We start from the raw sequence: 21,317 nt of genomic DNA on the forward strand, positions 1-21,317 counted from the left end.
CCTCCCCCGTCGTACCGCCGTGGGCGGCGGTGACCGCTCCGTCCGGCAGGGCGTCCTCGCCGGGTTCGAGCTCGTTGTCGCTGTTCGAGGAGAACAGGCGGGTGATCAGGCTCACAGGGACTCCCTCACTTCGGTGGGCAGGCGCAGGTGACGCGGGAGCACGAGTCCCAACGGCAAACCGGCGGCGAAAACGGTGTCCTGCGACCCGAACGCAGGCCGCACCCGAATACGCGCCGCAGCGGTTAGCGAGTCGATCGCCGCGCGTGCGTCCGCCTCGTGCACGGCGTCAGTGGTCGTCGCGGTGACGATCAGGCCGAAGTTGAGCAGGCCCGCGCCGGAGGCCTCTTCCGCCGCGGTCGCCTGGGCGGAGCGTGTGGAGAGGGTCGAGCGGGCGGTGGGCTTGGTCGACGCGGAGCTATTGAACTGCGCCGCGTTCAGGTCCGCCTCCACGATCGCCGCGGCGCGGGCCGGGTCGATGGGGCGGTAGAGCAGGGTGACGCGTTTGCGGGCGACGTCGCGGTGCGGAGCGAGCAGGCGCGCGAGGATCCCGGACTGCACGACGCCGCGCGGCGGGGAGGTCATCGTCCACGACGTCGACACGGCGCCGTCGTGCCGGTACGACTCCCACCGGGACTCCGCGGCCGCGGGGCCGACGTCCGTCCAGGACAGCTCGGGCACGTCCCCGGAGGCGCGGGCCTCATCGATCAGGACGGCGGCGGCGGGGTCGTAGGCGATCCGGATCACCTCGCACAGCTCCTGAGCACCGAGCGGCCGTGCAGCGCCGGCCCCTGTCGCGGCAAGGCTCGTCGTCAGGCCAGGCAGGCGGGCGGCGAGGTCAGCAGCGACCTCCTTCGCGTTGCGGCGCTTCCCGCCGATGCGAGACAGGGAGGAGAAGGTGATCGCGACGTAGGCGCGGATCGTGGCCGACCCGACCGGGTAGCTGCTCACGACCTCCGAGAGCATCGCTCGAGCGAACTCCGGCGCATCCGGGTCCATCGACCCCTCGACTTCCGAGCGCAGGCGCGTGCCGGTGTCGGGGGCCGTCTCGACGGTGACGGAGGCGGCTTCGATGCCGGGCTCGTCTCCGAGGTTGGAGAGCCAGATACCGTACTCCGCGACCTGGTTGTTGACCTCCTCCTGATCCACCAGAGCGGCGCCGTCCGGCTCGGTGGCGATCACGACGGTGTAGTGCTTGGTGGAGGGGACGTGCACGAGAGCGAACCGGCGCCCGTGCGAGTCTTCGTGCTCGGAGAGCTGCGACGCCGCCGCGAGTCCGGGGAGCTGGAACGTGCCCCACTTCGCCCGACCCGCGGGACCGGAACGGTAGACGTTCGCTCCCTTGGCCTTCGTCCGCATCCAGTTCACGCGATTCACCGTCCTTCCGAGGGCGCTCTGCCCGTGCTTGTCCTTCACTGAAACCGTCAGCAAGATCCCGCCGAAGATCGCGGCGACGACGAGCGCGGCCCCGAGGCCGGAGAACATCGACGCGATGATCGAGGAGAGGATGCCGACGAACAGCACGCCCGTGGCGAGCTGTCCGAGGCCGCCGAGTCCCGCAGTCTGCGGGCGACGCCAGTTGCCGTACGTGCGCGGCGCCTCAACGCTGCGCGTGGGAGTCGTGGTGCTCATCAGTTCCCGCTTCCGTTGCCGCCAGTGGCGTCGTCCGTGGCGGCCTTGACCGCTCCTGCTGCGTGCTTCGCACCCTCGGCGGCCTTCCCAGCCACCGCAAGACCGACACCGATCGGGCCGCCTGCCGCGGCTGCGGCACCACCGCCTGCCGCCGCACCGCCCGCTGCCGCGCCACCGCCAGCCGCAGCTCCGCCAGCGGCGCCGCCGCCTGCTGTTGCGCCGCCGCCTGCACCGGAGGCGGCCGGGGTCGCAGCGGGTGACCCCTTGCTGCCGGCGGAGGCGCTGCTGCCGGACGGTGCGGAGCCGAAGCCACCGCCGCCGGGCGTTCCTCCGCCCCCGCCGCTGTCGCCTCCGCTGCGCGAGCGGATCGCTCCGCTGGCAATCTCCGCCGCTCCACCGGCCGCGGCCGCACCGAGCAGGAGGCCTGCACCGCCACCACCGCCGCCCACCGAGGCGACAGCGGGGACGAGGAAGCGCATCAGGGCGGGCAGTGTGACGAGCGCGATGAGCATCAGCGCGAGCCCGGTGACGATCTGGAACAGCCCGGTCCCGTCCGACTTGAACAGATCAGTGCCGGTCATCCGGAAGGCGATCGCATAGACGATCGCCGCGGCCGGCTTGTAGAGGATGAAGGCGAGAGTCCAGGCGAGGGTCTTCTTGAACCACTGCTGCCCGATCTCGGTGTTCGTCGCGGCGGCGGCGATGGGGAAGATCCCTGCGAGAACGACGAGCATCGCGCCGCGGAACACCATCAGCGCGACCTGGACGTACGTCATCAGCACGGCGAGGATCCCGAGGAGGAAGAGGCCGATCAGGCCGATGGGAGCGGTCGCGGTGAGAGAGATCATCGCGAAGACGTTGGTGCCGAAGCAGTTACTCTCGCCGTTGGTGACGTCGCAGTCGGTGGAGTTGTTGAGGATCCAGACCGAGAACGCGTCCCCGGCCTGCGTGGCGAGACGGATCACGACGAGTCCCGCTCCGGCCACGGCGATCAGCGTCAGCACCGACCGGGCGAGGGTGCGCAACTCGCCTGCACGCTGCGTCCACACCATGCGGCCGGCGGCGACGAGGATCGAGAGGATCGCGAGCCCGCCGGCGTACCACTCGAGCTGCCCCTGCACCCAGCCGACGGTGCTCGAGGACTCGTTCAGGTGCAGCGCCAAGGGCAGGAACCCTGTCACGAGCGCGGAGGCGGAGGAGAGCAGGAAGACGGCGAAGATGATGACGCCGATGCGTCCCATGTGCGCTTCGCCGTCGCCGTGGCGGCGACGGGTGCTCATCATGACGCCCGCGATGATCAGCGACATGACCGCGAGGCCCGCGGTGACCCACGTCACGTAGCCGAGGATCGTCTCGAACGCCTCAGGCAGGGGCGGTGTGCCGCCGCCGTTAACGCCGCCTCCCCGGTCGACGACGGTCACCGGGGAGGGAACGTTCACCCAGAGGGTGCCGAGCGAGACGACCGCTTTGCCGAAGCCCTCCAGGATGTTGTTGACGAACTGCTGCAGAGCGTCGTTCGACGCCTGCGAGACGACGTTGCCGATTCCTTCTCCGGTCCAGCAGAGAACGTCGACGACGGAGCACGGCTCTTTGTCGGGGACTGGGGTCATGTGGTGCCGCTCCAAGGGAGGTAGCCGCCGAGGCTCTGCAGAGCGACCGGGCGGAAGGTGGGAAGTCCGTCGTCGGTGAGCACGAACCTCCAGTCGCCCTCGGACCAGCTGAGGGCGTAGGGGAAGCTGATGAGACGTCCGTCGGAGATCTGGAAGGCGATGTCGATGGTGGCGTTCTGGCCGTCGTAGGCGAGGACTTTCACGCCGGCGATCTGGGAGCTCAGGCCGGTGTTGCTCTGAGTGGTCTCGCGGGCCAGCGCGGCGTCTCGACCGGGGCCGGGGACGGTGAGGCGTTCGGTGACGAGATCGCTCAGACGGCCGTCCGTTCCCATCGCCCAGAGGTTCGCGACGGCGAAGGCTGCGCCTTCCACGGTGTGCGCGTAGCAGCTGCGAACTCCGTCGGCGTCGACGACGCCAGGCCCTGCATCGTCCGAGGACGGCGCTGCCATGGTCCCGACGATGGTCCACTCCGCGTCGGGTGCGGCAGCGAGGCTGCCGCTCTCGTCGAGTCCAGGGAGGCCGCAGATGCTCGCAGCATCGGCGTCGAGCTCTGAGGCCTGGGAGGTGGGCGTTGCAGTGGTGGCGGGCACGGCGGTGCCCTGCCCGCCACCACTGTCCAGGGACGTGACGGCGAGCAGGATCGCGGCCAGGACGAGGATTCCGAAGACGATTGCTCCGAAGATGAATCCTCGACTGGTGAACGGGTTGCGGGACTGCGTGTCGCTCATGACGTCGTGCCTCTCGTTGGTGATGCCGGTCGGTGTCCTCGTGCGCTAGCTGCCCATGAGGAAGCCGACGATCGTGAACGCGGCGGACACGATGATCACGCCGACGAGGAGTCGGCCGAGCCAGCCGCCGATCTCTCCGCCTTCGCCGCGGCGGGCGGAGACGGTCATGGTGACGCCGAGAATGATCAGGCCGACGACGGCGACGCCGAGGCCGACCCACTTGGCCCAGCCCATGACGGTGGTGAAGGCCTCGAATCCGGGGGGCATGCCCCCGGGGCCCGGGTCGGGGACGACGGCCCCGAAGCTGCCAGCGGCTGTGATCAGGTCGGAGGTGAGGGCGAGTACAGACATGGTGTTCTCCGTTTCGTGTGGTGGTGGTGCGGGGTGTTCGGCACCGCCGGTTAGGGCGCCGAAAAGGTCCGGCTATCCGGTGGTAAGGGGGCCGTCGGCGTAGGCGACGTCGAAGTGCAGGTGGTTCGAGATGTCCGTGAACTGGGTGATGTGCTGGTAGCTGGTCGAGCGGCACTGGATCTGCCCGGCACGCGAGCCCGCCGGAACCTGTGGGTCCAGGACGGTGAGGAGCGTGAGCGCGTTCGCATCGCAGCCGGTCGTGGCCGTGCCGTCGAAGGAGAAGAAATCGACCGCGTTCCCGCCGCCGTTCATCCAGTGCGAAGAGCCGGTGCCGGCGCCTAGGAGGGATCCGGTGCACTGGCGGTTGAGGTCGGAGACGCCGACCTTCCCGAACGTGTTCAGCGCGATGGTGATAATCTGGAGGATCCGCACGTCGATGCCGCAGTTCTCCTTGGCGGTCCCGGCGGCCATGTCGCGGATCTGCTGCGCGTACCTTTCCTCGAGCAGTCGCAGGCGCCCCTCTTCCATCGCCGTCACGAGGCCGGCTGCGAGGGCCTGCTCGTCGCCAGATACGGCGACGCATCCACCGATCGGCGCAGCAGTCGCAGGTGCGGTGCTGGCCGGCGTCGACGGAACATCGACCGGTGCAGCGGTAGTCGCGGGGGCGGTCGTGCTGCTGCCGAGGCCGTTGAGGTAGGTCATGATCGCCACGGCGTCGGCGCGGTACTTCGTGTAGTGGTTCGGGTCGGCGTTGCGCTGGACTTTGTTGATCGCGATGGAGGGCTCCATCGACTGCCAACCCTCGACCGCGACGAGGCGGTCGTAGAAGAAGCCCGCCGAGGTTGTCGGGTCCATTCGCTGCTCGACGGTGCCCCAGCTCGACTGCTGCTGGAACAGTCCGATCGAGTCGGCAACTGACCCGTCCGGGTTGATCGCACCGTCCCCGTAGCCGATGTTCACCAGGGATGACTCCCCGATCGCTGTCTGCACGCCCAGTGTCTGCCCGTCCGCGCCGAGCCCCTTCGCCGCTCCCGCGTTCACGATCAGTGCTGCATTCACGAGTTGGTCGTGCCCGTAGGCCCCGACCTTCGCGTCCGCAGGGATAGCGGACACGTTGACCGGTCCCCCGCCCGGCAGGCATGCCGCGGCAGCGGAGCCGCCGAAGAACAGCACCCACAACAGCATCGCGGCCGCCACGATAGGCACCATGACCGCTGCAAGCACCCCCAGTCCCCCCTTCTGCATCCCGTTACTCCGAGGTGAGAGGGGTGATCTGCTCGACGGCCCAGGGAGTGCTCTCCGTGGTGCGGTGGACGTACACGGAGTACTCCCCCGCGTCGGTGGGGACGAGGATGCGCATCGTGAACGCGCCGTCACCGTCATGGACAGTCGCAGCGCCCGAGAGACTCGTGCAGGGCACGTTCGCCGGGTCGACCGTCTCGTAGGCCACTGCTGCCCGCTGGCTCAGGGATGGGTACAGCTCACTGATCCACATGTCGTAGTCCAATGCCGGCCGGCAGAATGCCGTCATCGCCGAAGTCGCAATGGCGAGAGTGTCTTCCTCAACGCCTGACTCTCGAATGTGCTCAGCATCGGTGGGCACTTCGACGGGCGTTGCAAAGACGATGCCCGGAGCTGCCGTATCAGCGACCGAGCTCGATGGGGCGGCCATCGAGGATGCCGCAGATAGTGGTCTCTTGGGCACAGCACTCGGCGTGGACGCGGCGCATCCGGCCGTCAGCAGTCCACACACCCCCATGACCAATGGGGCCAACTTGCAACCGCGCATGGCGCTCCTCCGCTCGATTCCCGAAGTGCCTACTGTATCGTTTAACGAACCACCAATACACTCCTACCGACTCAAAATCGAGCGGAAGTAAGCCACCGGTGCTCGGTCAGTCGTCAGCGAACTTGCAGCGCGAGCGAGGCGTCGGTGTCGCACCGACGCTGGGGGGCCTCCACCAAGCAAAATGGGGCGCATGTCTCCAAGAGTCGAGTGGCCAACCCCGGATCCGAGGCCCGTGGACGTCGAGATTGCGATCCTGGTGAACGGGAATCGTTCGCGGGCCGAAGTGTTGCGCTACCTAGACACCGTGACCGGTGCTACGCGCGGGATCATCGCCCGGGAGACTGGCATCCCCTACGGATCGCTCGGCCGAGTCTTGAAGGAGCTCGAGGACTACGGCGTCATCACCGTCGAGTACGGCCGCGACGCTCAAGCTGGAGATGCTGTGGCTCGTCAACAGAACGGCCTCTACTCACGCAATCACTACCGAGGGTGGGAGCTGGACCTGGCCTGGCACAACTACACCAACCCGTCGCGGCCGCGGACGCTGGAACAGCAGCTCGAACTCGCGCTGCGCGACGCCGTCGACAATCCGCCGCTACGTAACCTCGCAGAGGAACGTCTTCGCAAGCTGCGGGGCAAGCCCGCCTCCGGCTCTACGACCTGAGGCGGTCGCGCACGACGCTCTCGAAAAGCTGCCTGTGGACGTTCCACTCCATCAGGTGAGGGACAGGCGGGAACTCACGTACCGTCACCGTCGATGAATTCAGCTGCTCCATCTGGAGACTCTCGGCGAGGTCGTTATCTCGATCGCCAGCCGAGTGCAGGACCAGGGTCGAAACATTGATCGGGCGGTCCCCTCGGAGCCAGTTCAGATGCGCGAGCGACGTCGGCTCTGCCATACTCGCCAGCCTGCTCAGCCATCGCGATTCCAGCGAGTGGAACAAGGGCGGCCCCACCCACGCAGGAAGGCGAGCGGCCGCCATTCCGCGTTCGATCGAAGCCTCCCACTCCACGGCCGGCCCGATGAGCACGAGCTGCGTGATGAGGTTCCGGTACTGCGAGGACTCCGCAAGAAGCAGTGCAATCGTCCCGCCCATCGACCAGCCGAACAGCACGAGCTCCTCAGCTCCACTCTCGACCGCGAAGGCGATGGCGCGTTCCACGTCGCGCGCTTCCCTAAGTCCGAGAGTTGCCCCCTCTGGCCCGGTGCCAAGCGTGGTGTCTTCGTCCACGTCACCATAGAAAGAGGGCACGAGTGACGTCATCCCTAGTTCAGCAGCGATCGGCACCGACCGGAGGGCCGAAGCCCGAGAAGACTTGATCCCGTGCACGTGCAACGCCCAACGGCGGCCGTCGCCGGCGGGGAACAGCCACGCTGGTCGTTGGCCGACCTCTGTGGGGACCTCGATGTCCTCGTAGGCAAGCCCGAGCGAAGAGGCGTGTGCGAAAGCATGGCCCGTCCACCGTCCCTCAGTCGCTTCAGCGACGTCTCCCCGCGTCGCCTCGATGCGGCGCTCAACAGAGTCGTGATCGTCGTGCATCACGGCCCCTACTCGGACATGTCCACGGCCATCATTCACCCACACGCCGTAATCCCCCGGCGCCCGCGTCCTGTCCGAAGCCGGCAGGTGAATCGTCCGCTGTTCGAGGTCGATCGTGATGGGTAGTACCTTCACGCGCCCGCGAAGAACAAGTCTGCGCATCAAGGCGACGTCGGCCGCCAAGGCACCTAGGCCTACGGCGGCTGTAACGGCGCCTGCTCCCCAAGCAACTGCGGATAGAACTGTCACTGAACAACCTCCGCCATCGTTCGAAGTTCTTCCTCAATGCCAAGGTGACGCAGGATGCCCGAGTTCGTTCGCTCGAGAAGGCGCCGCTCACTCGAGGTGAGCAACGCGTCCTCCGCGTTCGTGGCGTCATAGAGAACTGTCGATTCCGAATTGGCGCGAGCACGCGGCTCTGGCCGGAACAAGGCTCGGCATGTCGCCGAGAGCGTCAGAGGCGCGTCCGTTACCTTCCGTCGGATCAAGGCAAGGCGAAGAGCTCGAAGACGCCATACAGGCTGCAAAAGCTTCCGTTGGCGCTGAATAAAAACTATTGCAAATGCGACGATCAGGAGAAGAACCCCAGGTCCGAAAATTACGTAGAACAGGCCGCGTAGCGCCTCGCGATGCGATTCCTCGCCCCACTCGAAATGGGCCACCGTCAAGTACACGACATGAGTCGCGCAGGCGGTGGCCACGAGAGTGAATCCTGAAAAGAAGACCGCCGACGTACCCCGCAACTTCCGCGCTCGGATGAGCGCGGAGCGACCAGTGAGCACCCCGATTGTGACGATGTAGAGCATGAGGTACCCGTAGCAAGCGGGATCGGTGATGTGATCCCGAACGAACGTCTCGGAGGTAGCTCCGCGCTGCTGAATCAGGGCAAACAGCACGGCTTGCACTCCGAGAACAGCACCGAGCGCGATCCATCGCGGCTTCTCAAGCCCAGACATTCCCGCTCCTAGCCGCGTCGCGCGGTAGAAGAACCAGAACGCGATTGTCGCGCACAAGGCCTGTGCGAGATTCCAGAAGTTGGACCCACCTAGCGCAGCGTCCACCCAACGGAGTGGGATGACCACGCCGAGCGTCAGCATTCCCATCACGCCGAACAGCGACGCAATCCACGCTGGCCGCCTGGCTGGATCTTTGGTCGAGCCGACGGCGCGGCCGAAGAACAGCGCTACGCAGAGCGCTACGGAGACAATGATCGCCAACCTTACCCACACAAGCGCTTCGACCGAGATTGAGCCCATCATCCGAAGACGCTCTCCTCTGCCTGCAGGTCGGTGCCGAGCAACCAGGTCATCAGTCGGTACGCGAACTCTTCCGCTATGACTTCCGAGCGGCTGCGCGTGATTCCACGCCCGCGCGCTTTGATTACCCGCTCGCCTAAAGTGCCTCCGTCAGTTAGGTCCATACTTGTGCCTCGGAGCACGTCGCAGTCTTCGTGATTAAAGCATGCATGGCCAAGTTCGTGGCATATGCAGTGCAGTTGATATGACAGAGGATCAGATTGTCGGAAAGAGACGTAACCCCGGCTGGGAGTGTCGCGAAAAAGTCCAGTGAGCTGTCGAAGACGGTCATCCGAAACTGCTTGTAAGACGATAGGTTTGCGGTATATCTCAGCTACTCTTTCGACGATGTCTTTGAGTGACATGCCTGGCTCGAGGGTGAGCCGGTCGATCATGGCCGAGACTGTCGCGGAGACATCGAAAGCTTCTGCGTCCTCACGTTTTGCTGGCCACACGCTCACTGCTGATCCCTCTCTATCCCACTGTCGCGGACCAACTTGGCAATTGCTCGGATTTCTTCGGGGCTGAGGCTGGACAGGTTGCGCGCGGCGATCCGTAAGGTCCCGGTCGATCGCATCGCTTGGGCAAGTTCTTCTTCAGCCTCCACCCGAGCGACAAATTCTTGGTCCCCCGTCGTCAGGTAGTCCCGAGGCACCCCGAGCGCGGAGCTGACAGCGCTTAGAAGCTCGTCCCGTGGGAAGGCTGCGATCGCGCCATCCAGAAGGTCATGCCACTCGTTCTGAGACAGGGTGACGCCGATACGGCTGGTGGCTAAGGACACCGCACGGTATCCGCCGTCTTCCTGTAAGTGCGCGAGAGTGCGCATCCTCCGGGCGAGCTCGCGGAGGTCTTGGTTCGCCGCAGCGCCCCGGGCAGGTACGGTTTCGGCCGCTGTCAGCGTCCCGTTCTTTGCGGCCCGCAGCGTCTCGACCGCGTCGATCTCGAGAAACCGGCACAGGAGGTCGAGTTGTTCGACATCCATGCGTCGCTTCCCATGCAGCATCCGCGAGAGCTGCCCCTCCGATACATCGACAGCTCGTGCCGCTTCGGCCAGGGATACCGCGCGGTCGACCATGCGGGCGCGGAGCACCCGGCCCAAAGATCGTGTGAGCGCTCCGGGCAGAGCTTGGGGAGCCAGTGGCATGTGCTGTGTCCTTCGGGTCGAACAGATCGCTTGCCGTCTGTTACGGTCTTGCCAAACGCAAACGTCTTGCCAGGATACCGGATTTCGAGAGCCTGCTGGTAGTGACTTCAACCAGACACCGAGGAGACCAACCTGTGGCTGACCCTTCCTGCCTCGAACTGCAGCTCGCTCTGAACACCGTTGAGGGCGTCGAGCTGATGCGCGCCCTCGATGAGGGGCCGCTGACCCTCAGCGGGATGGGACGACGGACTGGCATCGACGTTCTCCGCCTCGCGCGCGTGACTCGCGCGCTGATGAGCTACGGCGTCCTCGCACGCAGGCCGAATGGCGAGTACGCACGAACCGACGTATCGGGTCGAGAGGCCGTTGCACGCTAGGCCCCCGATACACCCGTCTCCTGCGATCACGGCGCAAGCCCAGCGGTGGATCGTTCACTGATCGATCCTCGCGTAGTGAATCGTCCTGCAAGTTGACGACACACCGTCGACCTAACGTTTCCGTTAACGGAACCGCAGGATGATTTCGCACATGGCTAGACCGAGCAAGGGACAGCGAGTCCCCATCATGGCGAAACCCGCGGTGCCTCTTGCGGAGGTCATCAAGGCCAACGCGACGGCCGCTGGGCTGAGCTACGGCGAGTACATCACCGCTCTCGCAGCCGAGTCTCTCGGCATGCCGGAGTATGCGCCGCGTCCTCGCCGCGACTTCCACAACGAGCTGCCCATCCCACAGGAGGAACGTACGACAGCCGCTTAAACGAAGGAGGCCCGCCGAAGCGGGCCTCACCAAGTTTCGTAGCTCGCTCCCCCATTGCTGCCAGGCTCCCGGGGTTCGAGCTAGTCAAGTCACCAGCCCTTGCGGGAGGTTTCTCTATGTCTTGCATCTTACCCATGCCCTTGAGCCGATCAACGCTTACCTCACAACGTCGGCGTGTCCCGATGAAGTCGGCCGACGTCACCCGAACGTCTGCAGGGGCGCCGGCCGCCGGCGCGACGGCTCCTGACCGCCGGTTCGTCGACACGCCGGTTCGCGTCCCGGCAATGCATGCATTCGCTCCAGAGACTAGGCGGATGAGCGCAATCAAGGGTCGTGCAAAGCGAGCAGACAATGCTCCCACCGTGCTGCTTCAGGCACGCGTCACTCCGGACGTCCGTGCGGAAGTGCAGGCGGCCGCAGCGGCCAGCGGAGTCTCCGTGGCCTACTACCTCGATACCTTCCTGCGTGAGCTCGTTCAGCTGAACGGTGCGCTCCCCCTTGTCGCTGCACCGCGACCCCAAGCAGAGGAGCTGCCGATCCCAGCCGCTTAAACGAAGGAGGCCCGCCGAAGCGGGCCTCACCAAGTTTCGTAGCTCGTACCCCGACACCGCCAAGCAACGGGTCCGAGCTAATCAAGGTCACCACCCTCACGGGAGGCTTCTCTATGCCCGAAAGATTACACGACGGGCTGAGAGATTCAAGGATGGATCTCTCGGCGAGCCGTCACGGCTCGTTGACGCCCGGCGCCGACGCGTGGTCGTTGACCCGTCGGTTGAGCCCGCGCGACACTGTCCGGACGATGCGTCGCGACGCCTACGGGCGCCTGGACGAGAACGCTTACCCCACGGCGTTCCTGGTCTCCGCCGTTGCCCCGAGTACCCCTTGGGCGATTTACCTCGCGGACTCCGCCGGCGTCTTCCGTCTGCTCTGCTTCGACTTCGACGGCAAGGACTCACACGGTGTCGACCCCGATCTGATGGAGCAGGCCGTCGATGACTGCGGCGCGCTCTCGGCTGTCCTCGATGAGCATCAAGTTCCCCACGTGGTGTGTGAGTCCTCCGGCACCGGGGGCCGCCACCTGTGGGTCGCGGTTCGTGGCGGTGCTGCCGCAGCTGATGTCGATCGATTGGCGACGGCTGCGAAGGCGAACTTCCGCACCCTGGATCACGGCATGCTTCACAACGCACGCACGGGTGCTGCCCGCCCTCCCCAGTCTCCTCACCGCGATGGCAGCGTGTCGACGCTGCTGCGAGGCCGCGTCGAGGATCTGCTGAACCCGGTCGTACTGCCTGCTTCGCTGCTCGCGGTTGCGGCCGCCCTGGAAGCGACGCCTTCGGGGCGCCGCTACTTCGCGCCGGCTCAGGACGCGGTCGTCCTGCAGCACCGCACTCACCGTGCACTGAGCGCTGCGGGTGCGGCCCATATGGCTACCGCCGGTGGTGGCGCGAACCCGTCGTGGACCGCGTTCATGTGCCTGCTCTCGGCCGCGCACGCCGGCTGGACACTGACCGATGTCGAGCACGCCGCCCAGACCGCGCCCGGTATGGAGCACTACCGCACGAAGAACACCGGTCGAGGTGGCCGCCGCCCTCGAGCGCGTGACGAGGCCGCCGAGCGACTCAGCCGCCAGTGGGAAAAGGCGCTCGAGTTCGCGGCCCTGCACGCCGTCTTGCCCTCTCAGCGGGAGCCTCGCGATCTGACGGAGCTTGAGGGCATCGTCGCGGCCGTCGGCGACCTCCTCGAGCGGTTTCGAGTGAACCCAGGCCGATGGGGTCGCACCGAGCGCGCTACTTCCGAGCGGACAATCCTCACCGCCCTCGCCTACCTCACTCTCCACACCGGCAAGCGCACCGTCGCCGCCTCCGTCCGCGATCTCGCCCTGCTCTCTGGCCTTGGCCGCACTACCGCCGCCAGCGCACTCCGGACCCTCCGCGAGGACGGCTACGTCCAGCTCATCGCCCGCGCCGACGGCAGCAACGCGAGCGAATGGCGCTTGACCGGCACACTTTCCACAGGTTCAGGCACAGTCCGGACACAACCACTCAATAACCCCCGCCCCCCGGGCCAAATTTTCTCTGAGCGAGCGGTCATCCTCGACCTGCTCGAGAACGAACTCACCGACGCTCGCCACGATCTCTTCACCCGCCCAGGCTTGGGACACCTCGCTGGGAAGATCTATGCGCTGTTGCGCCGCGAAGCCTCCTTGACCATCGACAGCACCGCGCGGATGCTGGGAGTGACCACCCGAACGGCCGCCACGAACCTTTCCCGACTTCGGAGCCAACGCCTCATCGTCAAGCACACCGACGGATGGAGACGATCCCTCCGCGACCTCCGCGCCACTGCAGCACAAGCTCTCGGCGTCGACGGGCTGCTCGAGGACCGCGCCCATCGCTACAGCATCGAACGCGAAGTCTGGGCCTGGTGGCAAGCCGAGCTCGCGCATCGCTCCTCCACACCAAGAGAACGCCCCCGACGCCCACACATCACCAGTCGCCCCCTCTTCGAAGACTCCTCCCCCGGAGAACGCGTCTGGCCGCTCTACCCGCGCGACGCTGCCGGCCGAGGCGACCACCGAGAAGCCCTCCACTGGGGACGCACCGGCATGCTCGCCCCAGGCTCCCTTTGGTGGTCCTCCACCGCTGCTTAGCCCTCGACTGTTATCGACACGGTGGACCACTTCCCCACTGTCGTATTCGTCGTGGCCTAGGACGTCCTCGTAGCCGGGTTCTCTTCTCCAGCGCGGGGTTACTTTGACGGCTCCCTCGATCTTGATGACCACCGGATCTGCGATAAGCCGTCTATGTTTACCGTCCGCGTCTCTTCGGAGGAACGATGCGGGCCAGCTGCAGCGACGGCGATGAGCTCTTGGTCGACGGACCCCTCTCCCCCAAGCGCGGCAACGTCGCCGTTTCGGTCCGACGGCAAACTTTTGTCAAGTTCCTCGAGGTCTCCGTCGGCGGTGTCATCGTGCGCGCTGAGAACGCGAGTGCCCGCCGATCCTCGTCCGGGAGCTCGGCGACCTTCAGTTCTGGGGTGCGTTCGCCGTTTGCGGATGGCGGCCTCCCCGTGCGCTCTGAGCGATGCAGTGGCGTCGTCGACGTGAAGTCTTTCTAGATGAGCAGCGGCGGCGGTTCGACTCGAAGCTCGTCGGTCGACTCGAAGCTCGTCGGTCGACTCGTCGTCGTCTCGAACAACGACGGTTACGTGGTCGCTCGCTGGACCAGGTCGTCTCCGTCTTCGCGCGGCGCGCCGACCGCGGCCCCTGCGCGCAGGGGCCGGTAACGAAGACGATGCGCGTGTTCGGTCGACGTCGCCGTTTGCGGACGCGCTGCAATAGTTTTCGCGCGGACCCGCCGGCGTCCCGTTCCCAAGGATGGACCGGCGGCGATTGTGAAGGTCCCGATCGGTGCGGTTTGGGTGCGGTTGCGACGTTGCACGGCATTGTTGCGCCGGTGTCGTCCTCGCCGGCCTCTCCCCCGAAAGGTTCCACGCTTATTCCGACATCTTCGATGCCGCCTTCGGCACCCGACGACGTCGGACAACGACTGTCGCTGCTGCTGAACGGCTCGGCCGCTCGGGGGTGGGACTTGGACGTGCCAGCAATCGCGAAGGACCTGTCCGGGCCACGGAACAAGACGCACTCTCCCCCGCACTGCAACCCATGGAGCCGAATTGACGGCGGCGTACCGGTGGTTCGTGTTCGGTCGACGAGCGACACCTAGTAGTAGCCTTTAGTTTAAATAAATCCTGACGTAAAGGCGGATGTCAATCTGTCTAGTTGTATAATTACGTCCAGACGTAATTATATAGACCTCGTGCTCGCAGCGGCTTGTCATGCTTTACATGAGCACACCTGCGGCCGCGACCGCCTTATTTACGTCCTGATTTAAATAATTATCTACGAGTTCGATGAGCTGCCGATACCGCGCAAGAGATGCAGCAGTACCCGCTGATCTTAATAATTACGTCATGACGGAAAGATGCTCGTAATGTAAGTGTGCAAACCTGCTTGACAAGTTTAATTACGTCATGACGTAATGACAGCTAGATGGTATGATGGATGGACGGGCAGACAGTCGGACAGAGTTGAGGGCGCGATGGCGATCATTACGGCGGTCGGAAACCGCAAGGGCGGTGTTGGTAAGACCGCGGAGGTGCTGGGTCTGGCAACTGGGCTGATGCTGATGCGCCGAAAGGTGCTCGTCATTGACCTTGATCCGCAAGCAGACGCGTCAACTGCGCTCGAGGCTGACGGCGAGCTCGACGTGTTCGACGTCCTCTACGGGGGAGTGCCGGGTTCGATCGGCGAGGCGGTCACGAAGTCCTCCTGGAGTGGGATCGACGTCGTCAGGAGCTCAGAAGCGCTCTTTCGGATGGAGACCGAATCGCTGATGGGTGCTGAGGTCCGCTTGAAGACCGTTATGTGGGAGGCTCCGGAGCTTGCGCAGTACGACCATGTTCTGATCGACCTCCCGCCCGCACTTGGGCGCTTGACGGTCAATGGACTGCTGGCCGCTACGCAGGTCCTCGTGGTCACGGAGCCGACATCATTCGCTGTTCGAGGAGTGGGGGAGTTCCTCGACACGGTGCGTCAGGTCACCGCGACTCCGCACCTCAATCCCGGCCTGAAGACTGCCGGGATCGTCGTCAATAAGACGTCGAGCCCGCTGACGAGCGAGCACTCGTTCCAGATCGGCGAGCTCCGAGAGGCGTACGGCGATCTCATCGTCGAGCCATACCTACCGACCTGGACCGCCATGCAGGACTCGGTCAGTGCACGCGTGCCGTTGACCAAGCTGAGCGGTCGTCGTCCCGCGATCCTGACCGAGCGCTTCGTGTCGCATGCTCGCCACCTCGAAGGAGTCTCCAAGTGAGTATTCAACGCAAGTCCTCGGTTACGAAGGCGCCGGCTGCCACCGTGCTCGAGACCTTGTCTTCTGCACGTCCTGCCGTTGAGGACGTGCCGTCGCCGGCCATCACCGTTGATGCGGAGCCGGCGCCCGAACGCCGGCCTGGACCCGGCCGTCCTCGATCTAAGAGGCGGATGGAGCCGTTCTCATCCAAGATCGAGATCAGCTTGCGTGATCGTCTTGACGACTACCTTCAGCAGAACGGCATGACAGTGGTCGACTTCCTAGACGAAGCGATCCGAGCTCGTCTCGACAGTTAATTACGTCTAGACGTAAATAATTTATCCACGCAGGATTACTCCGCGCAGCGGCGCAAACCTTCAGGTGTCGTACCGTTGAGTTGTTCGCTGACCGAACCGGGCGTGCGGCAAGCGGCGCCTGCTACGCACCGAGGCGAAAGGGGAGTGCTCGTGGATGGCCAGTCTGCCCACGCCGTGGGATCCACGGTCACTCCAATGGTCGGAATTGCTTGGGCTGCGCTGGAGGTCTTCGGCGAGCAGAGTGTGAAGCGCGCGTCGCTACGGGAAGTTGCTAAGCGAGCCGAGGTCTCGTATGAGGCCCTGACCGGCCTCTTTCCGGACGAGCGCGCGTTGCTCTTGTTCGCGCTGAAGCTCTTCGAGGCGGACTCCGAGGAAGTGGCGCTCAAGGCCTCGCGTTCGGATGGGTCCCGTGCAGACGTCATCGCTGCGGTTTTAGAACACCAACAGCGGACGCCCGATCGATTGCGGGCGTGGCTCGCGATCAGCATCGCCGCCACGCAGGAGGACCATCCTGCTCGTGGGTTTTTCGCTGATCGCGCCGAGTTTGCAACCGGAGGAGTCAGTGGCGCTCGTGCAGACGGCGACGCCGAGCGAGCGCTCCTCTATCTCGTCGTCGTCGACGGTCTGCAGTTACAGTGGTTGGCCAATCCTGGTCTCGACGTCGAGTCGGCGTTGCGGCTGTTCTTGAGTTCTTCTTTGTACGCGAGGCCGATAGAAGCGTGACCGCACTGGACGCTCGGTTGTGTCGTCATGGCGCTCGTTGACGACGACAAGACTTGAATGAGCCGCGCGGCCAGCGCCAGATCGACCTCGGGTCACGGCAACGCCCGGTCCTCGCTGTCCAGCGCTTCACGCGCTGAGCCCTCCGCACTTGCGCGCGGTCCGCGAGGCTGTGCGGAGGACTTCGCGATCGCGACGATTGCGAACCAACGCTGGCATCGGTCGCAATTGCCTAAATCTGTTGCGCCACGGCGTCTTCGGTCATGGTCCCGACCGCTCTGCGCGGCCTTCAGGACTTCGAGTCCTGTCGGCGAGGCCGCCGATAGCCGTGACCGACGCAACACCACGCAACCTAGCGGTCGGGCGGCGGCGGCGATCGACATGTTCGACCGGTTCCGCCACCTCGCCGTTCGGAACTCGATCAACAAGAGGAGGTAAGCGTTGGGGCCGTAGCCGGCCCTTCGTGGTGCTCATCGTCTCACTTCGCTTTGTCTTCTCCCGCTGTATGTGCCCTCTTCGAAGCTAGGCGGGGTCGCTTCATGCTGCCCCAGTATGGATAGCGATAATTGCGATTACCGCTACTAAACTGGTGTGAGCGCTCGGTGGTGATCGAGTGGGCTTTCGGGGTGAGGAGGCGGGCGTGAGGGTCGAGGATCAGCTCGACGGGCCCTTCGAGAGCCTTCTGGCAGCACCACTGGATCTCGAGGCGATCGCGCTCGAAGTCCGCGAGGTGCGCACCGCGGAGTGGTTCGACGCCGAACAGGCGCCCGACTGGCGTGTCCTACTGCGAGCCACGGCCCTGCTACGCACTCCGGTGCCGCAGCTCATCGATCGAGTCCGACTGCTCGAGCAGGTCGCGGACGGACGTGTGCCTCACCGCAATCACGGGACCTGCCCGCAGGGCGTCGACGACCCGGCGACGCGCGACAGCGCCTGCCGCGCCTGCCGGATCCTCGGCGCACCGCGAGTCTCCTGATGCACGAGCTCGAGGACGGTCGCGCACGGGATGCAGTTGCGGCGGCGTCGGCACTCGGGGAAGTGTCCGCTGCCGTCGTGCAGCTGGGGGAGGCGTCCATTGCCGGGAACACTCGGCGCGCCTACCAGGGGGACCTGCGCTCGTTCGTGGCGTGGTGCGCGGCAGCGGGGCGGCCGCATCTGCCGGCGTCGCCGGAGACGGTCGCTGAATACCTCGCCGATCGCGCCGGGCTGCTGAACACCGCGGGGGGGTGGCGGTACGCACCGTCGACCCTCGCGCGCGCGCTGGCCGCGATCAACGCCGCCCACGCCGAACAGAACCTCCCCCTCCCCGGACACAGCGCCCTGGTCACCCGGACCCTGCAGGGCATCCGCCGCGACCGCCAACGCCCCACCCGGCAAGCGGATCCACTCATGCTCAGCGACATCCAAGCGGTCCTGGACCGCATCGACGTGACCACCTGGCCTGCCGGCGCGGCCGGCGTTCGGGACAGGCTGCTGCTCCTGCTCGGCTGGGCCGGAGCGTTCCGGCGCAGCGAGCTCACCGACCTTCGCGTTGAAGACGTCGTCCGGCATCGCGAGGACGGACTGCACGTCCGGGTGCGACGCTCCAAGACCGACCAGGTCGGGAAGGGCCTGATCAAGGCGGTCCCGTATGGGCGGGAACCGCTCACCTGCGGCCCCTGCGCCTGGGTGCGCTGGTTGCGAATTCTGGCAGCAGGGGAGGAAGGACGCAGCGCGGTCATGCGAGTGCTGTTTACCGATGACCCGACAGTGCACGTGTGCCGCAGCACACTCCCGGCTCTACGGGGAGTAACACCGCTGCTGCGCCGGATGCACAAGAGCGGCCTGCCCACCGAGAACCCGCTGGCCGCGCAATCGGTGAACCTGATCGTCAAACGCCGCGTCACCGCCGTCGGCTTCGACCCCGCCCGATACAGCGCGCACTCCTTACGCGCTGGCTTTGTCACCGAGGCCCTGCGCCAAGGAGCGACCACGCACGCGGTGATGCGCCAAACCGGGCACCGCTCCGCCGCGACCGTGGAGACCTACGCCCGCGAACGCGACCCCCTCACCGGCAATGCCGTGACGGCGCTGGGCCTATGACCCCCGTCGACGTTCTCGAGCAGCTGCCTGTTTCCAGCCGCGCGGCGTGGCAGTTGTACCTCGATTGGTGCGCGGCGACCGACGCGGTCGCGGTTCCGGCGACGTTGGCGGAACTGGGGCGGTTCTTCGCCGCCGTTCCGGCGGCACCCGCCACGGCGATCACGCGAGTGCGAGCACTGCGTCTGGGCCATCTTCTTCTCGGCGCGCCATTCCCGGTCGCGCCCATGGAGCCTGCTCGAGCTGTCCGAGTTGGCGCTGGCTGGGTAAGCGCCACGCACGCGTTGCAGGCGATCCCGATCACCCGCTACCCGGCGGGCTTGATCGGCCGCCGTGACGCTTTCCTGCTACTCCTACTCGACCAACTTCATCTCACTCGAGCCCAGGCTCGAGTGGTCGTTGGAACGGATGTCGCGGTGGAAGAGCCCTTCACCATCGCCGGCGCGATCATTGCAGGCGTGGACGACGCGGCTTCATGCTGGCGGTGCGTGATGACCCGGTGGCTACGCGTTCTGGGGCCGGCCGCATTGGGGTTCCGGTACAGCGTCCGGGAGATCCTCGACCCCACTCTTCACAGCGATACCCACGACTGCGCCACCGCCGTTCCGGATGACTGGCGGTCAGCGCCGACTCTCTTGCCTGCCATTGATCAGCACGGCTGGCTCAATCCGCAACGTCCGCTCAGCACCCGGGCGATGTCGACCATCACCGCGCACCGCCAGAACGCAACCCTGCTCCCGGCCGACAATCGTCCCCGGCCACGCCTGACACCATCAACGTCGCACTCCTTACAGGACCTCGCCGACGGGTACGACGACATCGACGTACGCCTCGCTGCTCTGTTGCAGAGGACGGCGACGCTCCTGGCCGACAGCGACGACATTCACCCGAAGTGATCGGTGGCTGCAGGCGACGCGACTGATACACCTCTCCGAATTCGTCACTCCTCAGTAGATCGAGGTGGAGTGGGGTGCTCTCGGCTCTGCCGTGATTCAGGGCCGAGAGCGGCAGCGCGCGCCTGGAGTGCCCACGGCATTGCGCTGCGCGGCGTCATTGAAGCCCCCGCTTCTCGGCCGCACCGCCACAGTAGACCCGCCGTCGCTAACGTTCGTGACACGTCGTTGTCCGGAAGAGGCGCGATCCGTGCGCTGCAAATCGAGGGAGAGGGCTGTTCTGTGGGGGGAGCTTCTCAGCGGCAGCGTTGCGGGGCCTGGTTGGCGGTGACCAGGTAGGCGCAGGTGGGGTTGGCGGTACCGAAGGTGCCTGCGGTGTTTACGGTCGGGGTGCCTTCGAGGGACAGTCCGTAGGCGGCGGCAGCGCCTGATCCGCGGACGGTGATGATGGTGCTTGCGGGGCCGGTGTCTCCGACGAAGGTGATCGTTGCTGGTCGGGAGGGTGTTGCGGCGGCGACGAGTCGACCGTCGATGGTGAGGGCGGGACCTCGCCAATCTGGGCGGACGGTGAGGGCGGCGCTGGCGAGGAGGGTGAGGGTGATGCCGCGAGGAACGGTGAGACCGACAGTGGCGGTGAGCCCAAGTCCTCCGACCTCGTATCGCAGACCGCGGGTGGGGACGGTCCAGGATTGCGCGAGGCTGCCTTCGAGTGCGATGTAGTCACGGTCTCCGCCGGTCGCGGTGTTGGTGGCGAAGTCGCGCGGGTGGAGGTTGGGGGCGGAGAGAGCTATCGCGGGTTGGAGGCCGAGTGGTTCTTCGGGGTCAAAGGTGGCGCCGATGACGGTGTTGTTGCGGATGGTGAAGGGTCCGGAGTAGGTAGCTGAGACTTCAAGGCGCCCGCCGGTGAGGGTGTTCCCGGTGATCGTCGCGGAGGTCGGGGCCGCCGGTTGCTGCCATCCGAAGCGGTGGATTTGGAGGTCGCCGTCGATGGACGAGTCGGTGACAGTGGCGTCGCCTTGACCGCGTGCGATGACGCCGACGGTGGTGCCGGTGACGGAGGAGTTCGTGAGTCGGAGTTCGCTGACGGCTTCGATGCCTGCGTAGCGGATGTCGGTGTGGTCGAGGGCGAGGGAGATACCGCCGAAACCTGTGCCGATACCGTTCCAATAGTCCGAGCGAGGCGGGGCGGAGGCAGTGCCGATGGCAGGGCCGACCGTATCGTCGGACGCGGCCGTGAGGACCACCGGCGCGTCAGCGGTACCGGCCGAGACGAGAGATCCCTCGACTTCCAGGCCGGCGTAGGGCATGAACTTCACGACGACGCCCTCGGTGATGGTGAGCTGCGCATCGGCGGCGACTGTGAGGCGAGAGTCCACGAGGTAGACGTCCGCGTCGGCTCTGCTCCAGGTCGTGTCCGTGGTGATGTCGCCCGAGACGACGACGATTCGAGGCGCGGCCTGCGCTGATGCTGTTGGCGCGACGACCGCTCCCAGCGTGAGCGCTGCGGTCAGGACGATGAGCGACAGGCGGGAAGGGACAGATGGCGAGGGGGTAGCGGGTCTGTGAAGGGTGATCATCGGGAGCTTCCTGTTGCGGTTGTCGAGGAGTC

General features: G+C 65.8%; 20 protein-coding genes. 10 read left to right on the forward strand and 10 right to left on the reverse strand.

Going from position 1 to position 21,317, the window contains the following annotated elements; all coding sequences use genetic code 11:
- Positions 1 to 111: 111 nt before the first annotated feature.
- The 6 genes from EDF43_RS19355 to EDF43_RS19380 form a co-directional block, all read right to left on the reverse strand.
- Positions 112 to 1,629, reverse strand: coding sequence for an SCO6880 family protein (locus EDF43_RS19355; protein ID WP_207901869.1), 1,518 nt, complete (start codon positions 1,627 to 1,629; stop codon positions 112 to 114).
- A complete protein-coding gene (locus tag EDF43_RS19360; protein WP_132438096.1) occupies positions 1,629 to 3,239 on the reverse strand; it encodes a hypothetical protein in 1,611 nt (536 codons plus the stop codon). Before EDF43_RS19360 ends, EDF43_RS19355 begins: the two co-directional genes overlap by 1 nt.
- Entirely contained in the window at positions 3,236 to 3,967 is a 732-nt protein-coding gene (locus EDF43_RS19365; RefSeq protein WP_132438095.1) for a hypothetical protein, read from the reverse strand. The genes EDF43_RS19360 and EDF43_RS19365 overlap by 4 nt, the downstream gene beginning before the upstream one ends.
- 45 nt (positions 3,968 to 4,012) lie before the next feature.
- Positions 4,013 to 4,318, reverse strand: a complete 306-nt coding sequence (locus EDF43_RS19370) for a hypothetical protein (protein ID WP_056045694.1) — start codon at positions 4,316 to 4,318, stop codon at positions 4,013 to 4,015.
- Between the two features lie 72 nt (positions 4,319 to 4,390).
- A complete protein-coding gene (locus tag EDF43_RS19375) occupies positions 4,391 to 5,563 on the reverse strand; it encodes a hypothetical protein (RefSeq protein ID WP_132438094.1) in 1,173 nt (390 codons plus the stop codon).
- A gap of 4 nt (positions 5,564 to 5,567) precedes the next feature.
- A complete protein-coding gene (locus EDF43_RS19380) occupies positions 5,568 to 5,990 on the reverse strand; it encodes a hypothetical protein (RefSeq protein WP_165909190.1) in 423 nt (140 codons plus the stop codon).
- Positions 5,991 to 6,339: 349 nt separating this feature from the next.
- Here EDF43_RS19380 and EDF43_RS19385 point away from each other — a divergent pair, with 349 nt between their 5' ends.
- Positions 6,340 to 6,771: a helix-turn-helix transcriptional regulator gene (locus EDF43_RS19385; RefSeq protein WP_132438092.1), complete on the forward strand. Its 432-nt coding sequence runs from the start codon at positions 6,340 to 6,342 to the stop codon at positions 6,769 to 6,771.
- On the opposite strand, the gene EDF43_RS19390 is transcribed toward EDF43_RS19385, so the two are convergent.
- From EDF43_RS19390 to EDF43_RS19405, 3 genes are all read right to left on the reverse strand, one after another.
- A complete protein-coding gene (locus EDF43_RS19390; RefSeq protein WP_132438091.1) occupies positions 6,761 to 7,831 on the reverse strand; it encodes an alpha/beta fold hydrolase in 1,071 nt (356 codons plus the stop codon). The genes EDF43_RS19385 and EDF43_RS19390 overlap by 11 nt on opposite strands.
- 62 nt (positions 7,832 to 7,893) lie before the next feature.
- On the reverse strand, positions 7,894 to 8,907 hold the full coding sequence (locus tag EDF43_RS19395; protein ID WP_132438090.1) for a hypothetical protein: 1,014 nt from the start codon (positions 8,905 to 8,907) through the stop codon (positions 7,894 to 7,896).
- A gap of 493 nt (positions 8,908 to 9,400) precedes the next feature.
- Positions 9,401 to 10,087 (reverse strand): helix-turn-helix transcriptional regulator, encoded by a 687-nt coding sequence (locus EDF43_RS19405; protein ID WP_132438089.1) that lies wholly within the window; start codon positions 10,085 to 10,087, stop codon positions 9,401 to 9,403.
- Positions 10,088 to 10,221: 134 nt separating this feature from the next.
- On the opposite strand from EDF43_RS19405, the gene EDF43_RS19410 reads away from it, so the two are divergent.
- From EDF43_RS19410 to EDF43_RS19450, 9 genes are all read left to right on the forward strand, one after another.
- A complete protein-coding gene (locus EDF43_RS19410; protein WP_132438088.1) occupies positions 10,222 to 10,464 on the forward strand; it encodes a hypothetical protein in 243 nt (80 codons plus the stop codon).
- 693 nt (positions 10,465 to 11,157) lie between these two features.
- Complete coding sequence (locus tag EDF43_RS19415; RefSeq protein WP_132438087.1) at positions 11,158 to 11,394, forward strand: hypothetical protein; 237 nt, start codon at positions 11,158 to 11,160, stop codon at positions 11,392 to 11,394.
- A 152-nt stretch (positions 11,395 to 11,546) separates the two neighbouring features.
- The gene (locus EDF43_RS19420; protein ID WP_132438086.1) at positions 11,547 to 13,493 is read left to right on the forward strand and encodes a hypothetical protein; all 1,947 of its coding nucleotides are present in this window, start codon (positions 11,547 to 11,549) and stop codon (positions 13,491 to 13,493) included.
- Positions 13,494 to 14,943: 1,450 nt separating this feature from the next.
- Complete coding sequence (locus EDF43_RS19425) at positions 14,944 to 15,720, forward strand: AAA family ATPase (protein WP_132438085.1); 777 nt, start codon at positions 14,944 to 14,946, stop codon at positions 15,718 to 15,720.
- On the forward strand, positions 15,717 to 16,016 hold the full coding sequence (locus EDF43_RS19430; protein ID WP_132438084.1) for a hypothetical protein: 300 nt from the start codon (positions 15,717 to 15,719) through the stop codon (positions 16,014 to 16,016). Before EDF43_RS19425 ends, EDF43_RS19430 begins: the two co-directional genes overlap by 4 nt.
- A 150-nt stretch (positions 16,017 to 16,166) precedes the next feature.
- Complete coding sequence (locus EDF43_RS19435) at positions 16,167 to 16,739, forward strand: TetR family transcriptional regulator (protein WP_132438083.1); 573 nt, start codon at positions 16,167 to 16,169, stop codon at positions 16,737 to 16,739.
- Between the two features lie 637 nt (positions 16,740 to 17,376).
- A complete protein-coding gene (locus EDF43_RS19440) occupies positions 17,377 to 17,712 on the forward strand; it encodes a hypothetical protein (protein ID WP_132438082.1) in 336 nt (111 codons plus the stop codon).
- The gene (locus EDF43_RS19445) at positions 17,712 to 18,818 is read left to right on the forward strand and encodes a site-specific integrase (protein WP_132438081.1); all 1,107 of its coding nucleotides are present in this window, start codon (positions 17,712 to 17,714) and stop codon (positions 18,816 to 18,818) included. The genes EDF43_RS19440 and EDF43_RS19445 overlap by 1 nt, the downstream gene beginning before the upstream one ends.
- Positions 18,815 to 19,711, forward strand: a complete 897-nt coding sequence (locus tag EDF43_RS19450; RefSeq protein ID WP_132438080.1) for a hypothetical protein — start codon at positions 18,815 to 18,817, stop codon at positions 19,709 to 19,711. The genes EDF43_RS19445 and EDF43_RS19450 overlap by 4 nt, the downstream gene beginning before the upstream one ends.
- A gap of 293 nt (positions 19,712 to 20,004) precedes the next feature.
- On the opposite strand, the gene EDF43_RS19455 is transcribed toward EDF43_RS19450, so the two are convergent.
- Complete coding sequence (locus EDF43_RS19455) at positions 20,005 to 21,285, reverse strand: hypothetical protein (protein WP_132438079.1); 1,281 nt, start codon at positions 21,283 to 21,285, stop codon at positions 20,005 to 20,007.
- Positions 21,286 to 21,317: the final 32 nt, after the last annotated feature.

This window comes from Rathayibacter sp. PhB179, assembly GCF_004345345.1.
In the GTDB taxonomy this organism is placed as follows: Bacteria; Actinomycetota; Actinomycetes; order Actinomycetales; family Microbacteriaceae; genus Rathayibacter; species Rathayibacter festucae.